We start from the raw sequence: 17,856 nt of genomic DNA, 5'->3' as shown, positions 1-17,856 counted from the left end.
GCCTGCTGGCTCCCCTTCGCCCAGGTGGCGGAAGCCGCCGGACCGAGGGGCAGACTCAAGGGCGTGACGGACGAACACACGACGCTCCTGCTCGGCGGGCGCGTCTACACCCCCGCCGGCCCGGACGCCACGGCGATGGCGATCACCGGCGGCACCGTGGTCTGGGTCGGCCAGGACGCCCCGGCCCGCACGCTGCACCCCGGCGCCGAGGTCGTCGACCTCGACGGCGCGTTCGTCGCGCCCGCCTTCGTCGACGCCCACGTCCACGCCACCGCCACCGGCCTGCACCTGACCGGTCTCGACCTCACCGGCGTCCGCGGCGGCGCCGACCTGCTGGCCCGCGTGCGCGACGCCGTCGCCCCCGGCCGGGTCCTGCTCGCCCACGGCTGGGACGAGAGCACGTGGACCGACTCCCGGCTGCCCAGCCGCGCCGAGCTCGACGACGCCGCCGGGGGCACGCCCGTCTACCTCAGCCGCGTCGACGTCCACTCCGCGCTGGTCTCCACCGCCCTGGTCGAGCTGGCCCCGGCCGCCCGCGACGCCGGCGGCTGGTCGCCCGAGGGCCCGCTGACCCGCGCCGCCCACCACGCCGTCCGCGCGGCCGTGCGTGCCGCGATCACCCCGGACCAGCGCGAACGCGCCCAGCGCGCGTTCCTCGCCGAGGCCGCCGCCCACGGCATCGTCAGCGTCCACGAATGCGCCGGCCCCGACATCTCCGGCCGTGCCGACCTCACCGACCTGCTCGCCCTCGCCGGCCCGGACACCCCCGAAGTCGTCGGCTACTGGGGCGAGCTCGGCGCCGTGGGCACCGCCCGCGAGCTCGGCGCCCGCGGCCTGGCCGGCGACCTGTTCGCCGACGGCGCCCTCGGCTCCCACACCGCCGCGCTGAGCGCCCCCTACGCCGACCACGCCGGCTCCGGCACGCTCTACCTCGACGCCCACCGCGTCGGCGAGCACCTCGCCGCCTGCACCGAAGCCGGGCTGCAGGCCGGGTTCCACGTCATCGGCGACGCCGCCGTCGCCGAAGTCGTCGAAGGCTTCCGCCTCGCCGAGAAGGAAGTCGGGCAGCGCGCCCTGGCTGCCCGCCACCACCGGCTCGAGCACCTGGAGATGGTCACCGCCGAGCAGGCGAAGCTGCTGGCCGGCTGGGGCGTCGTCGCGTCGGTGCAACCGATGTTCGACGCGCTCTGGGGCGGCGAGAAAGGCATGTACGCCGAACGCCTCGGCGCCGATCGCGCGGCCGGGCTCAACCCCTTCTCGACGCTGGCCGCCGAAGGTGTCCTGCTGGCCTTCGGCTCCGACGCGCCGGTGACCCCGCTCGACCCGTGGGCCGGCGTCCGCGCCGCCGCCTACCACCGCACCCCGGGCGCCGGCCTCTCACCGCGGGCGGCGTTCACCGCCCACACCCGCGCCGGCCACCGCGCCGCGGGCGTCAACGACGGCATCACCGGAAGCCTCGTGCCGGGCGCGCCGGCGCACTACGCGATCTGGGACGCGACCGACCTCGTCGTCGCGACCCCGGACAGCCGCGTGCAGCGCTGGTCCACCGACCCGCGCGCCGGCGTGCCACCCCTGCCGCGCCTCGAACCGGACGCCGCCCTGCCGCACTGCCTGCGCACGGTCCGCGCGGGTGAAGTCCTCCACGACACCATCACCTAGAGTTCTCAGCCGTGGCAGTCACCGTGGCGGACCCCGAACCGGGCGCCCCGCACCAACCCGCCCGCACCCGGCGGTTCCCCCGTGCCTGGCTGCTGCGCCTGGCCGGCGCGCTGGTCTCCGGGTTCGCCTACTACCTGAGCTTCGCGCCGCGCCCGCTGTGGTGGCTCGCGCCGCTGGCGTTCGCCGGATTCGCGCTCGTGCTGCGCGGCCGCCGGAGCTTCCGCGGCGCGTTCGGCTACGGCTTCGCGTTCGGATTCGTGTTCTTCCTGCCGCTGCTGACCTGGCTGCTGGACTTCCTCGGCCCCGACTTCGGACCGTGGCCGTGGCTGGGCCTGTCGTTCGCCCTGGCGCTCTACTACGGCCTCGCCGGCGGCCTCATGACCTGGGTGTCCCGCCTCCCGGCCGGGCCGCTGTGGGCCGCGCTCGTGTTCATCGCGCTGGAGACGCCCCGCGCGTGGTTCCCCTTCGGCGGCTTCCCGTGGGGCCGGGTCGCGTTCAGCCAGCCCGAAGGCGCGTTCCTACCGCTCGCCTCGATCGGCGGCGCGCCCCTGGTCGGCCTCGCCGTCGTCCTCACCGGCTTCTGCCTCGCCGCCCTCCTCGGCCGGCTCTGGGACGGCCGTGCGGCGCTCACGGCCGCGCTGCGCACCCGCCCGGCCGTCTTCGCCGCGGCCGGGACGCTGCTGCCGGTGGTGGCCGGCCTCGCGCTGTGGCCGACGATCGGCACCGACGCGCAGGACGGCGAGCGGACCGTCGCGACCGTGCAGGGCAACGCCCCCGACATCGGGCTCGCACTGCAGGGCGAGCGCGAAGTCCTGCGCCGCAACACCATCGCCGAGAGCGAACGGCTGCTCGACGCCATCCACGCCGGCCAGGTCCCGAAACCGGACCTGCTGCTGTGGCCGGAGAGCGCCACCACCGTCACCGGGCCCGACCCGCAGGTCGACCAGCTCGTCGCGAACTTCGGCGTGCCCGCGCTGATCGGCGCGATCTACGAACTGCCCGACCGGCACCTGCAGAACTCCGTCATCGCCTGGGACCCGCACACCGGCCCCGGGCAGCGCTACGCGAAGCAGCAGCTGGTGCCCTTCGGCGAGTACGTCCCCGCCCGCAAGCTCGCCGAGCTCGTCACGCCGTTCCTCGACACCGAGACCGTCGACATGGTCCCCGGCGACGGCACCAACCAGGCCATGGCGGTCGCGGGCACGAAGGTCGGCATGTTCGTCTGCTACGAGGCGGCGTTCGACTTCCCCGGCCGCGACGCCGTGCGCGACGGCGCCGAACTGCTCGTCGTGCCGACCAACAACGCCTGGTACGGCGAGAGCGAGATGAGCGTGCAACAGCTGGCCATGTCGCGGCTACGGGCGGTCGAACACGGCCGCGCCGTCGTGGTGTCCGCCGTCTCAGGAGTGAGCGCGATCGTCGCCCCCGACGGGACGGTTACCAGCTCAACGGGCCTTTTCACCGCGGATTCCCTGGTCGGGCGCGTCCCGCTGCGGACGCAGACTACGCTGTCGGATCGACTCGGTGCGTGGACGGAGTACGGGCTGCTGGCACTGGCGATCGCCGGGGTGGCCGGCGGGCTCGTGCTCCGTTTTCGCACCCGGCGCGGCAGCGCCGGCACGGCAGGGGAAGCGGCGGACTGACCGCCGCGGATATCGGAGGAGCACGGATGTCGCAGGCGCCGCGGGGGGCCCGGGAAATCGAGCCGGTGCTGGTGGTGATCCCGACGTACAACGAGCGGGAGAACCTCGGCCCGATCCTGGATCGCCTGCAGAAGGTACTCCCGGACGTGCACGTGCTCGTGGTGGACGACGGCAGCCCGGACGGCACCGGTGAGCTCGCCGACGAACGCGCGGCCGCGAACGACCACGTGCACGTCATGCACCGCACCGAGAAGGCCGGCCTGGGCGCGGCCTACATCGCCGGGTTCCGGTGGGGGCTCGCGCGGGAGTACAACACGATCGTCGAGATGGACGCCGACGGCTCGCACGCGCCGGAGGACCTGCCGCGGCTGCTGGACGCGGTCGGCGACGCCGACCTGGCCATCGGCTCGCGGTACGTGCCGGGCGGCGCGGTGGTGAACTGGCCGCTCAAGCGCCAGGTCCTCTCGCGCGGCGCCAACATCTACTCACAGGTCGCGCTGGGCATGCGCACCCGCGACATCACCGCCGGGTTCCGCGCCTACCGCCGTCCGGTGCTGGAGAAGCTGGCGCTGGACGAGGTCAACTCGCACGGCTACTGCTTCCAGATCGACCTGACGCTGCGCACCGCCGACGCCGGGTTCGAGATCGTCGAGGTGCCGATCACCTTCACCGAGCGCGAGATCGGCGAGTCGAAGATGGACGGCTCGATCATCCGCGAGGCCTTCCTGCGGGTGGCCACGTGGGGCGTGGAGCGGCGCTGGCAGCAGCTGCGCCGCCTGATCAAGCGCGGCTGACCCGCGCGGTCACGATCCACGTCCGGGCGCCCAGCAGCACGCCGTCCGGGGTTTCGTGCGCGGCGAACGCGGCCCGCAGGCGGGTCGCGGCGTCCTCGGTGGGGTGCAGCTCCTGGACGTCCTTGAGCCCGAGAGCGAACTCACACGCCGTCGCGGCGTCGGGCCCGTAGCAGACCGGTTCGCGCAGCTCGGTGAACTCGACGTCGGCAAAGCCTGCCTCTTCGAGCAGCGTCCGTGTGTGGTCTTCGTTGCCGAGGGAGAAGTGCGGCCCGGCGGGTGGCGGGGTGGTGCCGGGCGCCACGGCGTCGTGCAGCACCGAGTACCACTCGTTGCGGGCCCGCTCCTGCCACACCAGCAGCACCAGGCGTCCGCCGGGGCGCAGCGCGCGGGCGAGGTTGGCGAAGGCCGCGGGCGGGTCGGCGAAGAACATCGCCCCGAACCGGCTGAGCACGACGTCGAACGCCGCGGCCGGGAACGGGTGCGTCTGCACGTCGGCCACCTGGAAGCTCGCTCCGCCGAGTTCGCGGGCTTTGGCGATCGCCTGTTCCGAGACGTCGACGCCCAGCGCGGTCGCGCCCGCCCGCGCGGCTTCGCGGGTGGACTCGCCGGTGCCGCAGCCGACGTCGAGGACGTCCTCGCCCGGCCCGACGGCGGCCGCGGCGCGGAATCGCTCGTTGTGCGGCCGGACCTCGGCGTCGAACAGCGCCGCGAACCGGACCCGGTGCTCACTCATGCCGTCTTCTCCCGTCATCGGCCATCATGGGACCGATGACGACCATCGTGGCCTTCCACGCCCACGCCGACGACCCCGTGGTGCTCAGCGGCGGCACCCTCGCCCGCGCGGCGGCCGACGGGCACCGGGTGGTGGTCGTCGTGGCCACCGACGGCATGGACGCTTCGGTCCCGACCCCGCGGTGGCGGGAGCTGGAGGCGAGCGCGGCCATCCTCGGCGTCCGGCGCGTCGTGCACCTCGGGTACGCCGACAGCGGGCACGGGCCCGAGCTGTACCCGGATCCGCCCGGCCGGCAGCGCTTCGCCCGCGCCGACACCGAGGAGGCCGCGCACCGGCTCGCCGCGGTGCTGCACGAAGAGCGGGCCGACCTGTTGCTCGGCTACGACGCAGGCGGCGGCTACGGCCACCGCGACCACGTCAAGGTGCACGAGGTCGCCCGGCGGGCGGCCCGCCTGACCGGGACGCGGCTGCTGGAGGCCACGATGCCGCGCGACACCGTCGTCCGGCTCGTCCGGATCATCCGGGCGCTGCGGATTCCGTTCCTGTACGACGGCGCCGCCCTCGGCCGGCTCTATAGCCCGGCCTCGGCCATCACCCACCGGTTCGACGTGCGGCGGTTCGCCGGGCGCAAGCAGGCGGCACTCGCCGCGCACGTGTCGGACGTGCGCGGCGGCGGGCGGCTGGCGGCGGTGCTGCGGGTGCTCGTGTGGCTGCCGGCGCCGGTGTTCGGGCTCGTGGCGGGCCGCGAGTGGTACGTCGAGGTCAGCTCCGCCGGATCTCCACGCCCATCGCTGCAAGTTTCTGCACGTTCTGGTCGGAGTCGTCGGCGTCGGTGATGACCCCGGCGATGTCGGCGAACGGCAGCACGGTGAACCGCGACGCAGCGCCGAGCTTCTCGGCGCTGGCCAGCACGTAGGTGTCGGCCGCGCGCCGGGCCAGGGTGCGTTTCATCGCGGCCTCCTCGGCGTCGCCGGTGGTGAGGCCCGCATCGGGGTGGACGCCGGTGACCCCGAGCAGGAAGACGTCGGCGCTGATCGCCTGGGCGGCCTCGGCCGCGGCGGCCCCGCAGGTGACCGCCGAGTGCCGGAACAGGCGCCCGCCGAGCAGGAAGACCTCGACGTCGACGTGGTCGAGCAGGGCGACGGCGATGGTCGGGCTGTGGGTGACGACGGTGGCTTCGAGGTCTTTCGGCAGGGCTTTGGCGACGGCGAGCGTGGTGGTGCCGCCGTCGAGGATGACGGTCGAGCCGGGCCGGACGAGGTCGGCGGCGATCTGCGCTACCCGGTCCTTGCCGTCGACGGCGATGGCCGTCCGGCTCGCGTAGTCGGCGACGGCGGGGGAGACGGGCAGCGCTCCGCCGTAGACGCGCTGGCAGAGCCCGGCGGCGGCCAGGTCGCGCAGGTCGCGGCGGATGCTGTCCTCCGAGACGCCGAGTTCGGCGGCCACGTCTTTCGCCAGCACCTTGCCGTCGGCCGCGAGCCGGGCGAGCAGCAGGTCGCGGCGTTCACCGACGAGCATGCACGGTCCTCCTTGTTTCTGCCGAGTCATGCACATTATGGTCACGGCATGAGTTCCTTGCCAAGCCTGACCCGCAACCCGCGCGTCCGGGTCACCGACGTGGAAGTGCTGTCGTCGGCCTGGTACGTGCTGCGCCGTACGACGTTCGACTACCAGCACCGCGACGGCCGCTGGACCACCGAGCAGAGAGAGAGACGTACGACCGCGGCAACGGCGCCACGGTCCTGCTCTACGACCCGGCGGGGGAGACGGTGCTGCTGACGCGCCAGTTCCGCTACCCGGTCTACGTGAACGACCACCCGGACGGCATGTTCCTCGAGGCGGCGGCGGGCCTGCTGGACGCCGACGACGCGGAGACGGCGATCCGCCGCGAGGCGCAGGAGGAGACGGGGGTGCGCATCGGCGAGCTGGAGCACGATTCGACGTGTACACGAGCCCGGGCTCGGTCACGGAACGCCTCCACTGCTACGCGGCGCCCTACGACCCGGCCGACCGCGGCGAGGGCGGCGGCATCGCCGACGAGGGGGAGGACATCGAGGCGGTGGAGCTGCGGTTCGCCGACGCCTTGAAGATGATCGAGACGGGGGAGATCGCGGACGCGAAGACGATCATGCTGCTCCAGTGGGCAGCCCTGCGAGGCCCCTTCCGCCTACGCCGCTGACCCGCCACGGACACGGGCACGCGCGTCCGGGTGTGCGAAAGGCCCCGCGGGGGGAGGTCGCGGGGCCTTTCGCTTGTGGTGAGAGCGGTGGCTACGGGCCGACGCTCGGAGGGCTTACGCGGACCGGGAGGTCCGCCGGCCCTTCAGCTCGGCGAGACGTTCGTTCAACAGGTCCTCGAGCTCGGGGATCGTACGCCGCTCGAGCAGCATGTCCCAGTGGGTGCGCGGCGGCTTGACCTTCTTCTGCTCGGGCTGCCCGCCGTCCACGATCTCCGACTCGCTGCCGTGCAGGCGGCATTCCCAGACCGTCGGGATCTCGGCGTCGTCGGAGAACGGCACCTCGAACTCGTGGTTCTTCGGGCAGGCGTAACGCACGGTGCGGCGCGGGGCGAGGTCGTGGTTGCGGTCGGTCTCGTAGCTGACCGCTCCCAGCCGGCTTCCACGAAGAACACGGTCGGCCATGATGGGTCCTTTCAGTCAGCTCCGGGTGGAGCCTGGGTGATGCTCACCCTATGCAACGACTTGGGGCCCCCGAGGATTCCCGGGATGCCATGTCGTTGCTCACGATGAGCTGCGTCACCCAACGGCATCAGCTTCCTCTAGTAGGAGGCGTTTCGCGCTTCGGCGTGACGTCAATACGGCCTTCTTAGTGCTGAGATCCCCCGGATGGGCTACTGGCGCCCACGTCAGGTCAACCGTAACTGACCGTGACGACCAGTAACGGGCCCCAAGTCACCCGATCGGAAGTGGCGGCGACACAATACCTGATAACGCACAGTAGCGTTTTCGGCCTCAAAACCGGCCAAAGCTGAAGATTCAACTACGGATTGTTCGGTATCTGCCACCACGACGGTGTCACCCTCGCGCACGACCTCGCCGTCGAGCACCCGCGCGTTGAACCGTCCCGGCAGCCCGCACCAGCACAACACCTCCACCTGAACCGGCTGCAGTTCGTCCGCCAGTTCGAACAGACGAGCGGCCCCCGGGAACAACCGGCTCCGGAAGTCCGTCGCGATGCCGAAGCAGTACACGTCGATCTCGACCTCGTCGGCCAGCTCCGCCAGCTGGTCGACCTGCCCGGGGGAGAGGAACTGCGCCTCGTCCACCACCACGTAGTCCACGTGCTGCCCGCGCGCCCACTCCTGCCGCACCAGGTCCCGCACATCGGTGTCCTCACCGACCTCCACCGCCTGCCGGCTCAACCCGATCCGGCTCGAGATCCGCGGCGCGCCCGAGCGGTCGTGGCGCACCAGCACCAGGCCGCGCCGGCCCTGCCGCGCGTGGTTGTGGTCGATCTGCAGCGCCAGGGTCGACTTCCCGCAGTCCATCGGCCCGTAGCAGAACTTCACTCTGCCCACCGGCGGCGTCCCGCGGCGCGAACCGGCCGCGGGAACCGACGAGAGGGCGTCGGTCGGATCGGGGCCGGCGGCCCGGTCGTTCAACAAGGTCACGACACCCGACCCTATCGGTGCCTGGACACTCGTCCAGGACAGCCCGGTACAACACACCGCGAGACTGTCACAGCACGCCGCGTGACAGCCGGAAGAACCTCGTCACAGGACCTCCGGCGGGGTGTTGCCCGCCGCCACGATCGCCCGCCGCACCGGCACCAGCCACACCAGCACCAGCCCCGCCGCGAAGAAGATCACCAGCGCGATGATGGCCAGCCGGAACGACCCCGTCGCCTGCCCGACCCCGGCGAACACCAGCGGTCCCAGCCACGACGTCCCGCGCTCGCCCACCACGTAGAGCGAGTAGTACTGGGCGTCCTTGCCCACCGGGATCATCTGGCTGAACAACGACCGCGACAACGCGTTCGTTCCGCCCAGCACCAGCCCGATCCCCACGGCCACCGCGAGGAACTGCACCAGCTGCTTCGGCTGCACGAAGTACGCCCCGGCCACCACCACGACCCACAGCACCAAGCTGCCCAGGATCGTCCGCTTCGCCCCGACCCGCCGCGCCACCAGCCCGTGCAGCGTGCCACCCAGGTAGGCGACGAACTGGATCACCAGGATCGTCACGATCAAGACCTCGTTGCCGAACCCCAGCTCGTCCTTGCCGTACTGCGCCGACACCGTCACCACGGTGTTGATCCCGTCGGTGAAGACCAGGTAGCTGCCCAGGAAGGCCAGCGTCAACGGGAACGCCTTCGCCGCCACGATCGTCTGCCGCAGCTCCGCGAAGCCCGCGCGAAGCACCGACGTCCCCGGGACGACGTCGACCGGCGTGTGCCGGCGGGGGAGCGCCCGCACCGCGGGGATGGTGAACAACGCCCACCACAGCCCCGAAGTCAGAAAGCAGATCTGCACCGCCGTGTCCTTGCTCACGCCGAAGGTGTCGTGGCCGAGGTAGAGCCCCAGCTGCAACACCAGCGCGAGCCCGCCGCCCAGGTACCCGAACGCCCAGCCCTTCGCCGAGATGTCGTCCCGCTCGTCCGGCCCGCCGATGTCGACCAGGAACGAGTAGTAGACGACCAGCGAACCGCCGTAGCCGATGTTCGCGACGATGAACAGCACCACGCCCAGCTGCCAGTCCGAACCGGCGAAGAAGAACATCGCCGCCGCGGCCGCCGCGCCCAGGAACGCGAACCCGGCCAGGATCCGGCGCTTGTTGTGGCTCCGGTCGGCCACCGCACCGGCGATCGGCAGCACCAGCACCTGCACCACCGTCGCCACCGACAACAGGTAGCCCCACACCGAACCGGCCGGGAACTGCAGCCCGAACAACGTCACGTCGCAGTTGTGGAGCGTGTCCGCCGCGCCGGACGCGTTCACGCACGCGTGGTCCCCGTTAAGGGTGATGTTCGTCTTCGCGTCCGCGGCCGCGATCGAGCTCATCGAAAGGGCGCCGAACACCGTCGTCGTCGACGAATAGAACGGCGAATTCGCCCAGTCGTAGAAATACCAGCCCCAGCGCTCGCGCTTGGTCGAGCGCGTCCCGGCCAGCGTCATCCACGGCTCCTCATGCTCAAGAACGTCCAGGTCAGCGCGGAGACTACTGGGCCGTAGCGGCCGCCGATGAACGGACCGCCGAAACCGTGTCCGGTTCGTCGCTTCGTGCTCATCCGCCACTTCCGGCGAATCACGGTCCGCGCTTCACGGCGTGTCGCTGACCGGAGTGAATGGTGGTTCGTGTGAGACTGAAGTGCACAATGTGTCTCTTGTGGTCAAAGAGGCACACTCCTACTGTGCTCGCATGATCCAGAACCGGAGACGCACCACCGCGAGGATCCTGCTCCTCGCCATCGCCGCCTTGGGTCTGCAGCTCACCGTCCCCGCCGTCGCCGCCGCCGACCCCGCGCCGACAGCCTGGGCCAAACTCCGCATGTGCGAGTCGAGCGGCCGCTACGCCACCAACACCGGCAACGGCTACTACGGCGCCTACCAGTTCGACCTGCCCACCTGGCGCAGCGTCGGCGGCAACGGCCGCCCCGACCAGGCCGCCCCCACCGAACAGGACTACCGAGCCCTCTACCTCTACCGCATGCGCGGCTGGCAACCCTGGCAGTGCGCCGGCATGCTCAAGCTCCCCGGCGACGCCGACGCCCGCAGCAAACGCGTCCCCACCTACGCCGAAGCCGCCTACATCGGCGGGGGAGGCCTGCCCGCCCCGGTCCCCGGACCGGGCGGCCCCAAACCGGCCTGGCCCGGCGTCGTCTACTCCTACGGCGACTGCGCCGCCCCGCTCAAAGCCTTCCAGCTCCGCATGAACGCCTTCGGCTACGGCTTCACCGGCACCGGCTGCTACTACGCCAAGACCAAGACCGCCGTCCTCGACCTCCAACGCGCCAACGGCATCAAGGACAGCGGACTGCTCGGCCCCAAGACCTGGGACGCCGCCTGGAACGGCAAAGCACCCCGCTGACCCTCACGGCTCCTGCGACCGCTGCCAGGTGCCACGCTCGATCAGCACCTCGCGCAGCAAGTCCGGCCGATCCGTCACGATCCCGTGCACCCCCAGGTCCAGCAGCATCCGCATCTCCGCCGGATCGTCGATCGTCCACGTGTGCACCTCGATCCCGGACCGCCCCGCGATCGACAGGAACGCCTTGTCCACCACCCGCAACGCACCCTGCCGCACCGGCACCTGCGCCATCGCCCCCAGCACCAGCCGCCCGAGGGGCAGCAGCGGCAGCTTCCCCCGCGCCCACAACGCGAACGCCGACCGCGGCCCCATCGCCGTCACCAGCTTCGGCCCCGCCAGCTTCCGCAACCGCACCAGCCGCGCGTCCGAAAACGCCGCCGCCGCCACCCGGTCGTGCGCCTGGGTCCGCTCCAGCACTTCGACGAACGGCCCCACCGCCCGATCGGCCTTCACATCGATGTTGAACCGCGCGTCCGGCAGCTCCTCCAGCACGTCCTCCAGCCGCGACAACGGAGCCTTCCCCCCGACCTTCACGTTCTTCAGCTGCTCCCACGTCTGGGCCGCGATCGCCCCCGACCCGTCCGTCGTCCGATCCAGGATCGCGTCGTGGTGCACCACCACCACACCGTCCGCCGTCGCGTGCACGTCCGTCTCGAGGTACCGGTACCCCTCGGCACACGCCCGCCGGAACGCCGGCAGCGAATTCTCGAGCCCGTCGAGCTCATCGAGGTGCCACCCCCGGTGAGCGAAGGCACGGGGGAGCGGATCGGCCAGGTACGGGAACGACGCCTGCATCCCCCAAGTGTGCCCTTCCGCCATGACCCCGGCATGAGCAACCGGTGGCCAGCTAGGGTCTCCCGAGTGAGGGAAGCCGCCGAACTAGCCCAGCCCGTCCCCGTCGAAGTCGTGCCCGCCCGCCGCGGCGCGCCCCGGCACTGCGGCTGGTGCGGACGACGCCTCCCCGAAGGCGGCAACGTCGGCCGCCGCCGCCGGTACTGCGGGCAATCCTGCCGCCAGCGCGCCTACGAACGACGGACCGCGCTGCAGCGCAGCGGACTGCCAGAAGACGCCGTCGTCCTGTCGGACACCGAAGTCGCCGCCCTCCAGGACCGGCTCTTCCAGCTCCGCTGCGCCGCCGAAGACATCGTCACAGCCGCCGACGACGGCGCCGACCTCCGCGAACTGCGCGGGCTCGCCGCCGAAGTCGCCCGTGCCGCGAAAGACCTCGAACAACTCCGCTGACGGTGACGGAAATCGCAGCCGAACGTCGGGTCGACCCCCTCAGCCCAACCCGTCCAACGCCCGGTACGTCCGGTTGCTCGCCGCCGCCGCACGCTGCTCCCGGCCCGTCGCCTCGATGTAGTTCTGGCTCGTCGCCAAGCTCGCGTGCCCCAGCAACGCCATGATCTCCGACGCCGTCGCACCGTCCTCCGCCAACCGCGTCGCGAACGTGTGCCGCAACGCGTGCAAGTTCGCCCCCACCGGCACCCGGTCGTGCAACCCCGCCCCGCGATAACACGACTTCACCAAGTACTCCAGCGCACCCCGCCCGATCGGCTCACCCGCCCGATCCAGCAACAACGGCGAACCAGGGGAGAACCGCACACTCGGGAACCGCACCCGGCACGACTGCCGGTACCGCTCGATCAGCTCCGCCAGCACCGGCTGCACCGGAATCGACCGATCCCGGCTGCCCTTCCCCTTCACGTGCAACCGCGGCTCACCCGCACGCCCCACCAGCGACCGCGCCGTCAGCGCCCGCATCTCCGCCGCCCGCAACCCCGCCACCAGCCCCAGCGCGATCACCAGCACGTCCCGCTCCGGCCACGGATCCCGCGCGCGCCGCGAACCCGCGGCCGCCGCCGACAGCAGCTGCTCCGGAGTTTCCTCACCACGCAACGGTTTCGGCGTCAACGCCGGCGTCCGCGGCCGTGCCACCGCACCCATCGGATTGCCCTCCAGCAGCCCGTCCGCCACGCAGAACGTCAGAAACTGGTTCCACGTCGACCAGGCGCGCAGCACGGAGCTCTTCGCGTGCCCGTCGGCGAACACGCCGAACACCGACCGCAGCGCCGGCCCGGTCAGGTCGGTGACGTCCAGGTCCTCGGCCGGGCGGCCGAGCTCCGAAACCAGGAGAGTGGTGATCCCGGCGAGGTCACGGCGGTAGGCGTCGGTGGTGTGCGGCGAGTCCTTGCGGGGCCGGCGGGCCGCGAAGAAGGCTTGCTGGGCCTCGGAAACCTTCATGTGGATCTTCTACAGCACGGCACCGACAATTCCGGCCGCCGGGTCGCCTGCTCTTTCATGCATAATCGCCATTATGCATGAAATGTCGGTTTAGTCCGGAATGATCCTCTTGGGGGATCCCGGACTCTCTCGGAGACGATTCGAAGGTTCGAAACCCGCCCCTTCGGCAGGTATGGCGGGGATGCGCACATATGTTCGACTACCGCTAGGCCAGAGCCTGGCGCCTCAGGCGAGCCGGATCGGCTGCGGGAAGCCTTCAAGACGTCGACTTCATCGACCGCCGACGCCCGATCGCACACTCCTATTTCGTCACCGTGACGTTTTTAGGTTGGGTGGCAGCGCATCGGATCCTGGCCTTCAGGGGGTGCTCCTGCGCCCTCTGAAGGCGTCCTCAGGGCTGCCGGAAGCTCGATCCGGGGGGAAAGCCCGGGCAGAAACCTCAGGAGAAGCCGTCCTGGCGAACCGCACGCACCTCCTGGGCGCCTGGCTTAACGCCCCTCCCGGCTCTTTGCCGCAGCATGTCCTAAGTGCCGATAATGTACATTATGTCAAGTAGTCGGCTGGACGGTCTCCCCTCAGACCCATCTGCTGACGCAACGTCGTGAGCGTGTGCGAGTACTCGATCGTGCTCTCCACGTCCGAGACCGCCACCCCCTGGATGAGCGCGTCCGCGACGCGCTCATCCACGTGCTGACCGTGGGCTGTGACCCGGCGTCAGTGCCAGTCGCTGATCATCACGTCCCGCGGGCTCGGGGCACCGTCCCCGGTCTCGACGAGCTGCTTGAGGCTCAACAGGTAGACGGCCCACTTCGTGCTGCAGTGGTGCATGAACTCGATCGGTTCGCGCCAGCCTTCATGCTTGAACAGAACGATCGTGTAGTCGCCGCGTTGCTCCAGGTCCCACCGGATCGTCGTGCCGACCCACTCCGGCGGACCGTCCACGACCTCCCAGCGGACCAGCCGGCCCGGGTCGAGCTCGATGACCTTCATGTCGAACCCGCCCGGGATGAACCGGAACGCGATCACGCCGCCGAGCTCGGTGTCGCCCACGGTCTTCTCGGTCCACCAGTCCGACAGCCCGTCGAGGGTGGTGAGTGCTTCGTAGACCTTGTCCGGCGTGGACTTCTCGATGCCGATGCGGTGCAGGATGTCCATGGTCGTTCCCTTCAGAGGTTCTTCCGGATGGTTTCGGCGATGCGCTTGATGCGGCGCAGCCGGGCGTCCCAGGCGGCGCCGACGTCGGCGAGCTGGGCGACGGCGCGGGCGAGCTGGGCCTCGTCGACGCGGTACTGCTTTTCGCGTCCGGCGGCCGTCGCGTGCACGAGGCCGACGCGGTCGAGGACCGTGAGGTGTTTCGCGACGGCCTGGCGGGTCACCGGGAGGTGCTCGCTCAGGCTGGTCGCGGTCGCGTTGCCCTCGCTGAGGAGCAGGTCGAGCAGGCGGCGGCGGGTGGGGTCGCCGATGGCCGACCAGAGGTCGTCGTCCACGGCGGCGCTCACGGGGTCGCGGCGCCGACCTGGACGGCGTACCCGGGCAGGCGCGGGAGGAAGTGGTCCCAGCCGCTGACGTGGTCGGCGTACTCGGCGGCGATCTTCGCTTCGTCCCAGCCGCGTTCGCGGAAGCCGGTTTCGGTCATCCGGAGGCGGGTGCCGCCGGCGGCGGGCTCGAGTTCGAAGACGACGAGGAACGAGTTGCCGGGTGCGGCGCTCTCGCCCTCGGCGTGCGTCCAGTGGAAGGAGAAGAGTTTCGGGGGAACGGCGTCGACGACGGTGAACCGCACCCAGCTGCCACCGAAGCCGATGCGGCCCTCTCCCCCGGGTTCGACGGGGTAGTCGGCTTCGTCGGGCCACCATTCGCGAAGGTGTTCGGGACTGCTGACAACGTCGAAGACGACTTCGGGGGTGGCGTCGATGTGGATCTCGCGCTCGAGGGTTCCGTGTTCCATGCCGGCTCCTTGTGCAACGTTTGGTTGCATGTCACGTTAGCGGCGTCGGCGGCGATGCGCAACCATCAGTTGCGTGAAGGTCTTTCTGGACCCACGCGACGTCACGCCACGCGCCGTGTTTCCAGCCGACCCGGCGGTAGACGCCCGCCGGCTCGAACCCGAGCGCGCGGTGCAGCCCGGCGCTCGCGTCGTTCGGGAGGGTCATTCCCGCCAAGGCGCGGCAGAAGCCGTTCTCCCGCAGGCGATCGAACAGCGTCTCGTACAGCGCGCGGCCCGCGCCGGTGCGGCGACGGCCGCGTTCGAGGTAGATGCTCGTCTCGCACGACCACTGGTAGGCGGCGCGCTCGGCGAAGCGGTGGGCGTAGGCGTAACCGGCGATGCGGCCGTTTTCTTCGAGAACGAACCAGGCGTGCGCGCCGGCGATGCGGCGCGCCATTTCGGCGGTGTCGGGTGGTTCGTCCTCGAAGGTGATGACGGTGTCGGTGACGTAGGGCGCGTAGAGGGCGGCGCAGGCGGCCGCGTCGCCGGAGGTGGCGTCTCGGATCAGCATGGCTCATATGGTAGCCAGAAGTGGTCCTATAGTATCAACCCATGGCCGACCCCCTCACCGCTCGCCTGGCCGCCACCGTGCACGCCGCACGCACGTCCCACGGTCTCTCGGCGGCCGCCCTGGCCGAGACGTCCGGGGTGTCGCGGGCGATGATCGGCAAGATCGAGCGGGGTGACGTGCAGCCGACCGCGGCGTTGCTGGCGAAGCTGTCGGCCGCGCTCGGGATGACGCTGTCGGAGCTGATCGCCCGGGCCGAGGGCGACGAACGGCGGCTGGTGCGCGCGGCGGAGCAGCCGGTGTGGGTGGATCCGGACACCGGGTACCGGCGCCGGGCGGTCTCCCCCGCCGCCGGCCGTCCGCTGGAACTGGTCGAGATCGAGCTGCCGGCGGGCGCCGAGGTGCCGTTGCTCGCGAGCGCGTTCCTGCACCAGCAGATCTGGGTGCTGGACGGGCACCTGAGCATGCGAGAGGGCGCCGAGGTGCACGAGCTGGACGCCGGGGACTGCCTGCAGCTGGGGACCGCGGCGGAACGGGTGTTCGCGAACCCGGGGTCGCTGCCGTGCCGGTACCTGGTCGCGCTGGTGCCGCGGGCCACCTGACCAGGTGATCCGGCGTGATCACCGGGAAATAGCGTCGACGCCGGTGAGTTCGGCCGACAGCGCCCAGAGCCGCGCCGCCTGCTCGGGGTCGATGGCGTAGCCGCGGACGCCGACGCGGTGGCGGACCTCGGTGACGCCGTCTTCGTCGGGCGCGGGCTCGGCGATGTCACAGTCTTCGAGGTAGACGCCGCCCATACCGTCGAGCTGCGGTGAGGTGGCCGCCCAGACCTGGGTGGCGGCCCCGGCTTCGGGCGTCTTGAAGTAGCCGGTGGGGTTGCCCTGCTCGTCGAGCCACCCGTGCGCGCGCCACTCCTCCCGCGGGATGTGGCGCAGGAGGTTGGTCATGATCGAGCCGGGGTGCAGGGCGAACGCGCGGACGCCGCGGTCACGGCCGAGCCGGTCGAGGTGGACGGCGAACAGGACGTTGGCCGTCTTGGCTTGCCCGTAGGCGAGCCACCGGTCGTAGCCGTGTCCGAAGTGGACGTCGTCCCAGCGGATCGGCGAGAAGTGGTGGCCACGCGAGGAGACCGAGGCGACGCGGGCGCCGTCGGCGATGGCCGGCCACAGGTGGTTGACCAGGGCGAAGTGGCCGAGGTGGTTGGTGGCGAACTGGGCTTCCCAGCCGGGGCCGACGCGCGTTTCGGGGCAGGCCATGACACCGGCGCTGCCGACGACGAGGTCGAGGCGCCGGTCGGTGGCGAGGAAACGGCCGGCGAAGGCGCGCACGCTGTCGAGGTCACCGAGGTCGAGTTCGCCGACCTCGGTGTGCGCGATCCCGGCGAGGGCGTCCTCGGCCGCGGCGCGCCGGCGGGCGGGGACGACGACGTGGGCGCCGGCGCCCACCAGGGCGCGGGTGGTTTCCAGGCCGATGCCGGAGTAGCCACCGGTGACGAGGGCGAGCTTGCCGGTCAGGTCGATGCCGGCGAGGACCTCGGCCGTGGTGCTGGTGGCGCCGAATCCGGAGCCGATCTTGTGCTGCGGAGTGGTCATGCCTTCGACGTTAAGAGCTGGAGTGCGCTCCAGCGCAAGCGCGCTGCCGAGGGTGCGGCGGGCGCTGGCGGAGTCCGATTCGGCAAGCAGGCGCACCGCGTCGCGCGGATCGCCCGGGAGCCAAGCGAGAGCGCGCCGGAGCCGGGGTTGAGGCCGCACGCGCGACTACTCTCTTTCCATGGTGGAAGTGACCGTGGAAGAGACCGTGTCGTGCACTCCGGACGCCTTTCTCGCGCTGGTCATGGACCCGCGGCGGTACGCGGAGGTCGACCGCAAGCTGGGCCGGATCGAGTGGGTGCGCCGCGACGGGGACGTCACCGAGTTCCGGTTCCGCTCGGCGCTGCCCGGGCTGGGGCCAGGCCCGAAGATCGTGTCCCGGATGACCTTGACGCCCGGTGAGCGCGTGGACGTCCACCTCCCCGACCGGCCGGAGAACCGGCTGGCCCGGCGGCTCTCGACGTTCGAAGCCTCGTTCGCGTGCGTGCCGGCCGCCGGCGGGATCCGGGTGACACGGCGGATCGCGTTCGGGTTCGCCGCTCCGCTGCGTCCGCTCCTCGAGCCCCTGCTGCGGCGAAAGCTGCGAGCCGACGTCGAGGCCGAAATCCGGGGCGCGAAGCGGCTCCTGGAGCGTTGACTGAAGCAATGAATCAGTG

At 71.3% G+C, this 17,856-nt stretch carries 22 protein-coding genes and 1 pseudogene; 11 read left to right on the top strand and 12 right to left on the bottom strand.

Annotation, left to right across the window (positions count from 1 at the left end; all coding sequences use genetic code 11):
* The first annotated feature begins 63 nt into the window (after positions 1-63).
* The 3 genes from AB0N03_RS06025 to AB0N03_RS06015 are packed head-to-tail and all read left to right on the top strand — an operon-like array spanning position 64 to position 4,096.
* Positions 64-1,659: an amidohydrolase gene (locus AB0N03_RS06025; RefSeq protein WP_364366099.1), complete on the top strand. Its 1,596-nt coding sequence runs from the start codon at positions 64-66 to the stop codon at positions 1,657-1,659.
* Between the two features lie 11 nt (positions 1,660-1,670).
* Positions 1,671-3,302 carry an apolipoprotein N-acyltransferase gene (gene lnt / locus AB0N03_RS06020; RefSeq protein ID WP_364366096.1) on the top strand — a complete coding sequence of 544 codons (1,632 nt, stop codon included), beginning with the start codon at positions 1,671-1,673 and terminating at the stop codon, positions 3,300-3,302.
* Positions 3,303-3,328: 26 nt separating this feature from the next.
* Positions 3,329-4,096: a polyprenol monophosphomannose synthase gene (locus AB0N03_RS06015; RefSeq protein ID WP_364366093.1), complete on the top strand. Its 768-nt coding sequence runs from the start codon at positions 3,329-3,331 to the stop codon at positions 4,094-4,096.
* Here AB0N03_RS06015 and AB0N03_RS06010 read toward each other — a convergent pair.
* A complete protein-coding gene (locus tag AB0N03_RS06010; protein ID WP_364366090.1) occupies positions 4,083-4,829 on the bottom strand; it encodes a class I SAM-dependent methyltransferase in 747 nt (248 codons plus the stop codon). The genes AB0N03_RS06015 and AB0N03_RS06010 overlap by 14 nt on opposite strands.
* A 35-nt stretch (positions 4,830-4,864) precedes the next feature.
* Between AB0N03_RS06010 and AB0N03_RS06005 the strand changes: the two genes are divergently transcribed.
* Positions 4,865-5,665, top strand: a complete 801-nt coding sequence (locus AB0N03_RS06005; RefSeq protein WP_364366087.1) for a PIG-L deacetylase family protein — start codon at positions 4,865-4,867, stop codon at positions 5,663-5,665.
* Here AB0N03_RS06005 and AB0N03_RS06000 read toward each other — a convergent pair.
* Entirely contained in the window at positions 5,592-6,347 is a 756-nt protein-coding gene (locus tag AB0N03_RS06000) for a DeoR/GlpR family DNA-binding transcription regulator (RefSeq protein ID WP_364366085.1), read from the bottom strand. The genes AB0N03_RS06005 and AB0N03_RS06000 overlap by 74 nt on opposite strands.
* A 48-nt stretch (positions 6,348-6,395) precedes the next feature.
* Here AB0N03_RS06000 and AB0N03_RS05995 point away from each other — a divergent pair, with 48 nt between their 5' ends.
* From AB0N03_RS05995 to AB0N03_RS05985, 3 genes and pseudogenes are all read left to right on the top strand, one after another.
* Positions 6,396-6,608: a hypothetical protein gene (locus AB0N03_RS05995; RefSeq protein WP_364366304.1), complete on the top strand. Its 213-nt coding sequence runs from the start codon at positions 6,396-6,398 to the stop codon at positions 6,606-6,608.
* Positions 6,599-6,700 (top strand): annotated as a pseudogene (locus tag AB0N03_RS05990) (GDP-mannose pyrophosphatase); the annotation flags it as partial. The gene AB0N03_RS05995 and the pseudogene AB0N03_RS05990, both read left to right, overlap by 10 nt.
* A 71-nt stretch (positions 6,701-6,771) precedes the next feature.
* Positions 6,772-7,008: a hypothetical protein gene (locus AB0N03_RS05985; RefSeq protein ID WP_364366301.1), complete on the top strand. Its 237-nt coding sequence runs from the start codon at positions 6,772-6,774 to the stop codon at positions 7,006-7,008.
* Between the two features lie 114 nt (positions 7,009-7,122).
* Here the strand turns inward: AB0N03_RS05985 and AB0N03_RS05980 are convergent, their stop codons facing one another.
* The 3 genes from AB0N03_RS05980 to AB0N03_RS05970 form a co-directional block, all read right to left on the bottom strand.
* A complete protein-coding gene (locus AB0N03_RS05980; protein ID WP_003081521.1) occupies positions 7,123-7,470 on the bottom strand; it encodes an RNA polymerase-binding protein RbpA in 348 nt (115 codons plus the stop codon).
* A gap of 224 nt (positions 7,471-7,694) precedes the next feature.
* Positions 7,695-8,459, bottom strand: a complete 765-nt coding sequence (locus tag AB0N03_RS05975; RefSeq protein ID WP_364366082.1) for a thymidine kinase — start codon at positions 8,457-8,459, stop codon at positions 7,695-7,697.
* Between the two features lie 102 nt (positions 8,460-8,561).
* Positions 8,562-9,962: an MFS transporter gene (locus tag AB0N03_RS05970; protein ID WP_364366079.1), complete on the bottom strand. Its 1,401-nt coding sequence runs from the start codon at positions 9,960-9,962 to the stop codon at positions 8,562-8,564.
* Positions 9,963-10,206: 244 nt separating this feature from the next.
* Between AB0N03_RS05970 and AB0N03_RS05965 the strand changes: the two genes are divergently transcribed.
* Positions 10,207-10,875 carry a transglycosylase family protein gene (locus AB0N03_RS05965; protein WP_364366076.1) on the top strand — a complete coding sequence of 223 codons (669 nt, stop codon included), beginning with the start codon at positions 10,207-10,209 and terminating at the stop codon, positions 10,873-10,875.
* A gap of 3 nt (positions 10,876-10,878) precedes the next feature.
* On the opposite strand, the gene AB0N03_RS05960 is transcribed toward AB0N03_RS05965, so the two are convergent.
* A complete protein-coding gene (locus AB0N03_RS05960; protein WP_364366073.1) occupies positions 10,879-11,670 on the bottom strand; it encodes a glycerophosphodiester phosphodiesterase in 792 nt (263 codons plus the stop codon).
* A gap of 66 nt (positions 11,671-11,736) precedes the next feature.
* Here AB0N03_RS05960 and AB0N03_RS05955 point away from each other — a divergent pair, with 66 nt between their 5' ends.
* Entirely contained in the window at positions 11,737-12,117 is a 381-nt protein-coding gene (locus tag AB0N03_RS05955; RefSeq protein WP_364366070.1) for a hypothetical protein, read from the top strand.
* Positions 12,118-12,156: 39 nt separating this feature from the next.
* Here AB0N03_RS05955 and AB0N03_RS05950 read toward each other — a convergent pair whose 3' ends face one another.
* From AB0N03_RS05950 to AB0N03_RS05930, 5 genes are all read right to left on the bottom strand, one after another.
* Positions 12,157-13,119, bottom strand: a complete 963-nt coding sequence (locus tag AB0N03_RS05950) for a tyrosine-type recombinase/integrase (RefSeq protein WP_364366067.1) — start codon at positions 13,117-13,119, stop codon at positions 12,157-12,159.
* Between the two features lie 714 nt (positions 13,120-13,833).
* Positions 13,834-14,274 carry an SRPBCC domain-containing protein gene (locus tag AB0N03_RS05945; protein ID WP_364366064.1) on the bottom strand — a complete coding sequence of 147 codons (441 nt, stop codon included), beginning with the start codon at positions 14,272-14,274 and terminating at the stop codon, positions 13,834-13,836.
* A gap of 11 nt (positions 14,275-14,285) precedes the next feature.
* On the bottom strand, positions 14,286-14,618 hold the full coding sequence (locus AB0N03_RS05940; RefSeq protein ID WP_364366061.1) for a helix-turn-helix domain-containing protein: 333 nt from the start codon (positions 14,616-14,618) through the stop codon (positions 14,286-14,288).
* Positions 14,615-15,064, bottom strand: coding sequence for an SRPBCC domain-containing protein (locus tag AB0N03_RS05935; protein WP_364366058.1), 450 nt, complete (start codon positions 15,062-15,064; stop codon positions 14,615-14,617). The genes AB0N03_RS05940 and AB0N03_RS05935 overlap by 4 nt, the downstream gene beginning before the upstream one ends.
* 31 nt (positions 15,065-15,095) lie before the next feature.
* The gene (locus AB0N03_RS05930; protein ID WP_364366293.1) at positions 15,096-15,611 is read right to left on the bottom strand and encodes an N-acetyltransferase family protein; all 516 of its coding nucleotides are present in this window, start codon (positions 15,609-15,611) and stop codon (positions 15,096-15,098) included.
* A gap of 44 nt (positions 15,612-15,655) precedes the next feature.
* Here AB0N03_RS05930 and AB0N03_RS05925 point away from each other — a divergent pair, with 44 nt between their 5' ends.
* Positions 15,656-16,213 (top strand): helix-turn-helix domain-containing protein, encoded by a 558-nt coding sequence (locus AB0N03_RS05925; RefSeq protein WP_364366055.1) that lies wholly within the window; start codon positions 15,656-15,658, stop codon positions 16,211-16,213.
* A gap of 18 nt (positions 16,214-16,231) precedes the next feature.
* Here the strand turns inward: AB0N03_RS05925 and AB0N03_RS05920 are convergent, their stop codons facing one another.
* Positions 16,232-17,203, bottom strand: coding sequence for an SDR family NAD(P)-dependent oxidoreductase (locus tag AB0N03_RS05920; protein WP_364366052.1), 972 nt, complete (start codon positions 17,201-17,203; stop codon positions 16,232-16,234).
* A gap of 178 nt (positions 17,204-17,381) precedes the next feature.
* On the opposite strand from AB0N03_RS05920, the gene AB0N03_RS05915 reads away from it, so the two are divergent.
* On the top strand, positions 17,382-17,837 hold the full coding sequence (locus AB0N03_RS05915; protein ID WP_364366049.1) for an SRPBCC family protein: 456 nt from the start codon (positions 17,382-17,384) through the stop codon (positions 17,835-17,837).
* Positions 17,838-17,856 lie beyond the last annotated feature (19 nt).

It is taken from the genome of Amycolatopsis sp. NPDC051061 (assembly GCF_040682935.1).
Lineage (GTDB): Bacteria > Actinomycetota > Actinomycetes > Mycobacteriales > Pseudonocardiaceae > Amycolatopsis.
The sequence above is the reverse complement of the archived record's forward strand: the minus strand, read 5'-3'. Positions and strand labels throughout refer to the sequence as shown.

Bases quoted from the DNA above. Each gene is read 5' to 3' on its own strand.
- AB0N03_RS06015 (WP_364366093.1), top strand. From the start codon at position 3,329: ATGTCGCAGGCGCCGCGGGGGGCCCGGGAAATCGAGCCGGTGCTGGTG.
- AB0N03_RS06010 (WP_364366090.1), bottom strand. From the start codon at position 4,829: ATGAGTGAGCACCGGGTCCGGTTCGCGGCGCTGTTCGACGCCGAGGTC.
- AB0N03_RS06005 (WP_364366087.1), top strand. From the start codon at position 4,865: ATGACGACCATCGTGGCCTTCCACGCCCACGCCGACGACCCCGTGGTG.
- AB0N03_RS06000 (WP_364366085.1), bottom strand. From the start codon at position 6,347: ATGCTCGTCGGTGAACGCCGCGACCTGCTGCTCGCCCGGCTCGCGGCC.
- AB0N03_RS05995 (WP_364366304.1), top strand. From the start codon at position 6,396: ATGAGTTCCTTGCCAAGCCTGACCCGCAACCCGCGCGTCCGGGTCACC.
- AB0N03_RS05980 (WP_003081521.1), bottom strand. From the start codon at position 7,470: ATGGCCGACCGTGTTCTTCGTGGAAGCCGGCTGGGAGCGGTCAGCTAC.
- AB0N03_RS05970 (WP_364366079.1), bottom strand. From the start codon at position 9,962: ATGACGCTGGCCGGGACGCGCTCGACCAAGCGCGAGCGCTGGGGCTGG.
- AB0N03_RS05965 (WP_364366076.1), top strand. From the start codon at position 10,207: ATGATCCAGAACCGGAGACGCACCACCGCGAGGATCCTGCTCCTCGCC.
- AB0N03_RS05960 (WP_364366073.1), bottom strand. From the start codon at position 11,670: ATGCAGGCGTCGTTCCCGTACCTGGCCGATCCGCTCCCCCGTGCCTTC.
- AB0N03_RS05950 (WP_364366067.1), bottom strand. From the start codon at position 13,119: ATGAAGGTTTCCGAGGCCCAGCAAGCCTTCTTCGCGGCCCGCCGGCCC.
- AB0N03_RS05945 (WP_364366064.1), bottom strand. From the start codon at position 14,274: ATGGACATCCTGCACCGCATCGGCATCGAGAAGTCCACGCCGGACAAG.
- AB0N03_RS05935 (WP_364366058.1), bottom strand. From the start codon at position 15,064: ATGGAACACGGAACCCTCGAGCGCGAGATCCACATCGACGCCACCCCC.
- AB0N03_RS05925 (WP_364366055.1), top strand. From the start codon at position 15,656: ATGGCCGACCCCCTCACCGCTCGCCTGGCCGCCACCGTGCACGCCGCA.
- AB0N03_RS05920 (WP_364366052.1), bottom strand. From the start codon at position 17,203: ATGACCACTCCGCAGCACAAGATCGGCTCCGGATTCGGCGCCACCAGC.
- AB0N03_RS05915 (WP_364366049.1), top strand. From the start codon at position 17,382: ATGGTGGAAGTGACCGTGGAAGAGACCGTGTCGTGCACTCCGGACGCC.